This window comes from Oceanisphaera sp. (assembly GCF_052084945.1).
In the GTDB taxonomy this organism is placed as follows: domain Bacteria; phylum Pseudomonadota; class Gammaproteobacteria; order Enterobacterales; family Aeromonadaceae; genus Oceanimonas.
The window spans coordinates 4,358-11,062 of record NZ_JBQDEX010000098.1 but is presented as its reverse complement, the minus strand read 5'-3'; the positions used below and the strand labels follow the sequence as shown (position 1 = coordinate 11,062).

The window sequence follows — 6,705 nt, the reverse complement described above, 5'->3', positions numbered from 1 at the left end:
CATCAATTATGGCTACGTCTGATGCCAGCATACTTTTTAGAACACCACCAATTTTTTTTAGGTGTTGCTGCTGAGTTGAAGTGAGCGGCGTTTGCTGCATTAACGAAGCAAAGCCAATAATGGCATTCATGGGGGTACGAATTTCATGGCTCATGTTGGCCAAAAAATCGGTTTTAGTACGGGCTAATGTTAAGGCGGCTTGGCTGGTTTTATGTAACTCACGATTGCGCACCACAAGCAGTACTACCACTAAGCTAAAACACAACATTAATGCTAAAAATAGCGCCAATATAAAATGCTGTAAGCTGTGTGTACTTTGTTGGCGCCACTGCTCTTGGTGTGAAACTAGCTCAGATCCGTCATCAATCGTAAGCGCGTAGCGTTGCTGCACCAGTAACTTGAGGCTTTTTCGATAAATATGATAAAAATACAGTGTGCCTTGTTGTTCATCTGTTAAGCGACTTAATAAACGGTCAGCATTTTCATCTAATATATACATAAAATAGGGATTATTAGACTTAAGGTACACTTGGCTCAACTGCAATAGTGTTTGGTATAAGGTGGCATTATCTTGGGTCTCATTAATAGCCTTAACTTGGTCAGCAAAGGCTTCTAGGGCATATCGGCTACGCATTTCGGCGTCTTGTAAGGTGTATAAGCGCTTTTGATAGCCTTCAAGCAGTTCACTGAGTGTACTAAGGTTATTGCTGGCTCGAGAAGACTGGTTAATAAACAGCAAAAAATGGGAGCTGGCTAGCGATAACGACACCATCTGCTGCTTTAATTGTTGATCATTTTCGCTGGTAACAAGCATTTTATGCTGTAGCTGATGGAGCCCATTTACAACGGGGCTAATCTGCTGCTCTAACTCTAAGTAATAGCGGTAGTGACGATACTGACTACCTGCATAAATCAACAACACAAGCAAAATGCCTGTATACAGCCATACCGCCCATGAAGGCGTAAAAGTATTTTGTTGTTTTGCAACCGCCGTCATCTTTTACCCTTACCTACCAGTGATATACTCGCCGCTTTTAGCACAACGAGACAATAACGAGAACGATACATGTCTAATGATATTCCACAACAAGATGTAAGCACTCGGCCAAAATGGGGAATTTTAAGCATTAACCTCATCGTATTTTTGGTGATGCTTAATACCCTGCCCCTAGATCCAGGTGTTACCAAAGGGTTGAGTTTATTGGTATTTATTGCCGTACTTTGGTTAACCGAAGCGATACATATTACCATTACTGCTCTACTGGTACCTCTATTAGCTGCGTTATTGGGTATTTTAAGCACCAGCTCGGCGTTAAGTAACTTTTCTAACTCCATTATTTTTCTATTTTTGGGTGGTTTTGCCTTGGCCGCCGCCATGCACAGTCAGCAACTTGATAAGTTGATTGCTAGCCGCATTTTACAACTGGCTAAGGGCCGGTTAAACATCGCAGTAGTGTTATTGTTTGCGACTGCAGCATTTTTGTCGATGTGGATCAGTAACACTGCGACCACCGCCATGATGCTGCCTTTGGCGCTGGGCTTGTTAAGCTGCCTAGACGCAAAGGGGCATAACCGCACCTATATTTTTGTGTTATTAGGGGTGGCATACAGCGCCAGTATTGGTGGTATTGCGACTTTGGTGGGCAGCCCTCCTAATGCGATTGCAGCTGCCGAAGTGGGCTTAAGTTTTAGTGAATGGATGGCGCTAGGCTTACCGGTTACGTTAATGCTGCTGCCCGTCACTATAGTGATTTTATATGTGCTTTTTCGCCCTAACTTGAATGAGCGCATTGAAGTAAATGCAGAGCGCGTAGTGTGGACAGGCAAGCGTAAAACCACCTTAGGTATTTTTGCCATTACTGTGTGTTTATGGATATTTTCAGGCCCGGTGTCTAAGGCATTGGGGGGGCTTGCCTCTTTTGACACTATTGTGGCGTTATTGGCCATTGCTTTAATTGGCATTACCAAGGTGGCTGAGTGGAAAAACATTGAAAAGCACACCGACTGGGGGGTGTTATTGCTGTTTGGTGGGGGGTTAACCTTAAGCCATGTATTAAAAGAAACTGGCACTAGCCTGTTTTTAGCCCACCACTTAGCTGAGCTTATCGGTAGCGCTAATCCGTTCATTATTTTATTGGCCATTACCGCCTTTGTGGTGTTTTTAACCGAGCTTGCCTCTAACACTGCTAGTGCCGCATTACTGATCCCCGTGTTTGTGGCTGTCTCTGAAGGCTTGGGCTTACCGCCAGTTATGGTGGCCTCTGTGATTGCCGTTTCGGCCTCTTGTGCCTTTATGTTGCCGGTTGCTACCCCGCCTAATGCGATTGTGTTTGGTTCTGGTTTTATTCAGCAAAAAGACATGATGCGAGCTGGTTTGGTATTAAATATCGCCTGCATTGGTTTACTAGCAGGTTACTTCTACCTGTTCGGCTAATAACTCTAGCAGCTTAATCTGTAACTGACGGCGGACTAAGGTTGCCGTCAGTTACCATTAGCCACTGAATGTTTACGGTAGAAAGCAATCCACCACCAACAACCAGCTGAGCAACAAACCACATAATCAAGCAGTTAAACCAAACATTTACGCATACCACTCGGTTGCTTAGGTGTTTTTATGACTATTTTTGAATAATTACCCATAAAGCAAGTCACAGCAGTGTTCACTACTAAAAATAGCCTTAATCGACGATTATGCTCAAAATGCAAAAAACACAGATACACCACAAAACAAAACCCAAGCAGTTAATAACACCATCATTACAACCCCAGCCAATCATATTCACTGCCAACATCCTTGGTAACCCGTGAATTTAAGCGCAAACACTACTTATTAGACCAGTACCCACATTGATTTAGCAGCCTTTGCTACCTATTCTGCTCTGCAGCGACGGTGACTAACGTCACTCTCAGCAACTCTTATCTTCTAAGATGTATGATGTTAACTAAAGGACTAATTATGAAACGAGAACAATGGGGTTCTCGCACTGGGTTTATCTTGGCGGCGGTGGGTTCGGCCGTTGGCTTAGGTAATATCTGGCGCTTCCCTTATATGGCGTATGAAAACGGCGGTGGTGCTTTTTTCATTCCTTATCTGTTTGCCATGCTTACCGCTGGCATTCCCTTTATGATTTTAGAGTTTACGCTGGGTCATAAATTTCGTGCCGGCGCCCCTAAAACGTTACGCGCACTGAATAGCAAATTTGAATGGCTGGGATGGTTTCAAGTGATGATCTCGGCCATTATCGCCTTTTATTATGTGGTGGTGATTGCCTGGGCCATTTCGTTTGTTTACTTTGCCTTTAATCAATCTTGGGGCGAAGACACTAACGCCTTTTTCTTTGGTGAGTTTTTGAACTTAGGCGACGACAGCGCGCCCTCTAACTTAGGCAGCTTGCAGTGGAATTTACTACTGCCATTGTGCTTGGCGTGGGCGGCGACCTACTTTGCCACCTTCCGCGGTGTTAAAGGCGGTATCGAAAAGGTCAACAAAGTACTGATGCCTTTGCTGTTCGCCATGGTATTACTGCTGATTGGCCGCATTGTATTTTTACCCGGTGCCCTAGAAGGTATTGACTGGTTACTGAAGCCGGACTTTAGCAAAATTTGGGATCTTAAAGTCTGGTCTGCAGCCTATGGTCAGATCTTTTTCACCTTAAGTGTTGGTTTTGCCATTATGCTGTCTTATGCCAGCTACTTACCTAAAAAATCAGACATTAATAACAACGCCTTTATGACGGTATTAATGAACTGTGGCTTCTCTATTTTAGCCGGCATTATGATTTTTGGTGCCTTAGGTTACATGGCCAACGTGCAAGATAAAGCATTAACAGACGTGGTGAGCTCTGGTGTCGGCTTGGCCTTTGTCACCTTGCCTACCGCTATTAATTTGCTACCCGCACCCGGTGTGATGGGGCCTTTGTTCTTTTTAGCCTTAATGTTTGCCGGTATTAGCTCGCACATTTCTATTGCCGAAGCCGTTACCACAGGTCTTATGGACAAGCTAGGTTGGAGTCGTCCCAAAACCGCCACTGTGTTTTGCTCAGTCGGTTTTGTAGTGAGCTTGCTCTTTATTACCCAAGGCGGCTTATTACTGCTTGACTTGGTTGACTACTTTATTAATAACATCGCGCTATTGGGTTCTTGCTTATTAGAGCTGTTATTGGTGGGCTGGTTATGCCGAGTACAAGATTTCCGTACTTATGCCAATAAAATGTCTGAATTTACCGTAGGTAACTGGTGGACAATCTGCATTAAGTTTGTGTCGATTGCGATGTTGGTTATTATTTTATTTAACAACATTAAAACCGCATTTTTAGAAGGCTACGGTGGCTATGCCAGTGCCGAAGTGACCTATATTGGCTGGGGCATGATCACCCTAATGCTAGTAGTGGCCATTATTGTTAACATAGGCAGCAAGCAGGAGAGTAAAATATGAGCTTAGGCGCCATTATCATGCTATTTGTTGGCTTAGGGTTAACCTGGGGCGGTGCCGTTTTTTGCATTCGCTTAGCCATGAAGACCAGTAACAACGAATAACACCTTAATACGGTAATATTTAGCACAAATAATAAGCCAACCCAAGCCATGCTGGGTTGGCTTTTTTTGTACCCTTTAGCTTCCTCCTTTGGTGCGCTATGCTTACCCGCTTTATAAGCTTGATGAAAACGGATATTAAAGATGGATTGGGATGCAGAGGTGACTCAGCGTAATGCCGTGTTAGGGCAACTAACGGGGCTAATACACACCAACTGGGAACACTGGCCCACCGTAACAGAGCTAAACCAAACACTGGGTGCTAAACTGCCGGTTCGCTTTATTGATGATAGTGACTTTAGCGCCCTCAACTGCTATTACGAGCAGGCGGTAGAGCAAGGCTGGGTACCGACCCGGGCGGCCAGTTGGCATGACTTTTTTGGTGCCACTATTTGGGCGCTATTTCCACAGACCAAGGCTTTACTAAATCGCTTACATATGGCCGATATTAATACTCAAGGGCTTAGTCGCACGCCAAGGCGCGATCGCATTACACATTTTGACGAATGTGGCATGGTATTGGCCGTCAGTAATAAAGCCCATATTAGCCAACTGCTAGTTGAACATAATTGGCATCAGCTCTTTATTGACGAGCGCCAGCGCTGGGGGCACGATTGGCAACCGTTTATTTTTGGTCATGCCTTATATGAACAAGCGCTTACCCCCTTTGTGGGGATGACGGCAAAGTGTGTAGTGATTGAAATGCCCAGCGATTTTTTTGCACGTCCATTAAGTGATCGCTACCCCTTGCTTGATGCCGCCTTAGCAACTGAACTGGAGCAAAGTGCCCTTTTTGATAATGCTCGGCCATTACGCCCTTTGCCCATGCTAGGGATCCCTGGCTGGTGGCCAGATAATGAAGACTTAGCGTTTTACCAAAACACCCAATATTTTCGCCCTCGGCGTCGGTAGTTTTATTCTGTAATGATTTTTTACGTTTTTTTTCTTACACTTGCCGTCTATTTATAAAAAGGATCTTCTTGTGTCTGTGGCCGACCCCGTTTATGACTTGAGCTTTAAGCGTCATTATCTGCACCCTAAATATTGGCCCACTTGGCTCGCCATTGCCGCTCTTTGGTTGCTAGCTTGGCTGCCGGTGCGAGTGCGCGACACTTTTGCTGGCGCCTTTACTCCTGTATTAATGCGTTTTGCTAAAAAGCCGTGTTATATCGCCCGTACTAATATTGAGCTGTGCTTTCCTAAGCTATCGCCTGCTGAGGTTAACACCATGCTGGCAAAGTCAATACGTGCCGGATTAATGACCTTTATGGGTTATGGCGAGTGGACGGCACGCAGTGCTGAGTTTTTACAAAATCGCTTTGTGGTGCATGGCCAAGAGCATATTGATGCCTGTTTAGCCAATGATGAGAAAATTATTTTTATGATCCCCCACACTTGGGCAATTGATGCAGGGGGCTTGTATCTCACCTCACTAGGGTTACCCATGTGTACCATGATGCACAGCGCAAAAAATGACGTGTTTGACTGGTTTATCAATCGCCAGCGCGCCCGTTTTAATGGCATTGTGTATGAGCGAGATGCCGGCATTAAAGCCGTGATTAAAACCATTAGAAGCGGTAAACATTTCTTTTATTTGCCCGATCAAGACCATGGCCGTGAAGCCAGTTTATTTGTGCCTTTTTTTGGCGAATTAAAAGCCACATTGCCGGCTTTGCCTAAGCTGGTGAAACTCACCGGTGCCAAGGTGATACCCGTACTCAGCGTGTATAATATTGAACAGCATCGTTACGAGCTCATATTACGCCCGGTAATGGCCCCCTACCCAAGCACCGACCTCATGGCCGACACCCGTGCAATGAACGCAGAAATTGAAGCCTTATTGGCCGAGTGGCCAGAGCAATACATGTGGTTTTTAAAGTATTTTCAAACCCAAGTCGACAGTGACAAAGGCCGCTACGAAGCCGGCATTCGTAAAATAAGAAAGCAGAAATAATGAAAGCTAACCCCCTGCGGGGAGCTGTACGTCTCACGCTGTACGCCATACGTTAAAGAAAACATCGGTTTGGTTTTACGTACAGCGTACGGCGGAGAACGTACCGCGGTCTTTACCCCTGCGAGGAGCGGTACGTCTCACGCTGTACGCTTTACGATAAATAAAAACATCGGTTTGGTTTTACGTACAGCGTATGGCGGATAACGTACCGCTGTCAG

The 6,705-nt window shown here is 45.1% G+C and carries 6 protein-coding genes; 5 read left to right on the top strand and 1 reads right to left on the bottom strand.

Features of this window, described 5'->3' with window-relative positions; genetic code table 11:
• The coding region (locus ACTHY5_RS09365; protein ID WP_441879000.1) for a histidine kinase dimerization/phospho-acceptor domain-containing protein at positions 1-997 on the bottom strand (997 nt) is incomplete at its 3' end.
• Between the two features lie 69 nt (positions 998-1,066).
• On the opposite strand from ACTHY5_RS09365, the gene ACTHY5_RS09360 reads away from it, so the two are divergent.
• The 5 genes from ACTHY5_RS09360 (at position 1,067) to lpxM (ending at position 6,487) form a co-directional block, all read left to right on the top strand.
• Positions 1,067-2,434: an SLC13 family permease gene (locus ACTHY5_RS09360; RefSeq protein ID WP_441878998.1), complete on the top strand. Its 1,368-nt coding sequence runs from the start codon at positions 1,067-1,069 to the stop codon at positions 2,432-2,434.
• Positions 2,435-2,956: 522 nt separating this feature from the next.
• Positions 2,957-4,435, top strand: a complete 1,479-nt coding sequence (locus ACTHY5_RS09355; RefSeq protein WP_441878996.1) for a sodium-dependent transporter — start codon at positions 2,957-2,959, stop codon at positions 4,433-4,435.
• Entirely contained in the window at positions 4,432-4,536 is a 105-nt protein-coding gene (locus tag ACTHY5_RS09350; RefSeq protein WP_441878994.1) for a MetS family NSS transporter small subunit, read from the top strand. Before ACTHY5_RS09355 ends, ACTHY5_RS09350 begins: the two co-directional genes overlap by 4 nt.
• A 141-nt stretch (positions 4,537-4,677) precedes the next feature.
• Positions 4,678-5,445: a DUF3025 domain-containing protein gene (locus tag ACTHY5_RS09345; RefSeq protein ID WP_441878993.1), complete on the top strand. Its 768-nt coding sequence runs from the start codon at positions 4,678-4,680 to the stop codon at positions 5,443-5,445.
• 70 nt (positions 5,446-5,515) lie between these two features.
• A complete protein-coding gene (gene lpxM / locus ACTHY5_RS09340) occupies positions 5,516-6,487 on the top strand; it encodes a lauroyl-Kdo(2)-lipid IV(A) myristoyltransferase (RefSeq protein ID WP_441878991.1) in 972 nt (323 codons plus the stop codon).
• The last annotated feature ends 218 nt before the right edge of the window (positions 6,488-6,705 follow it).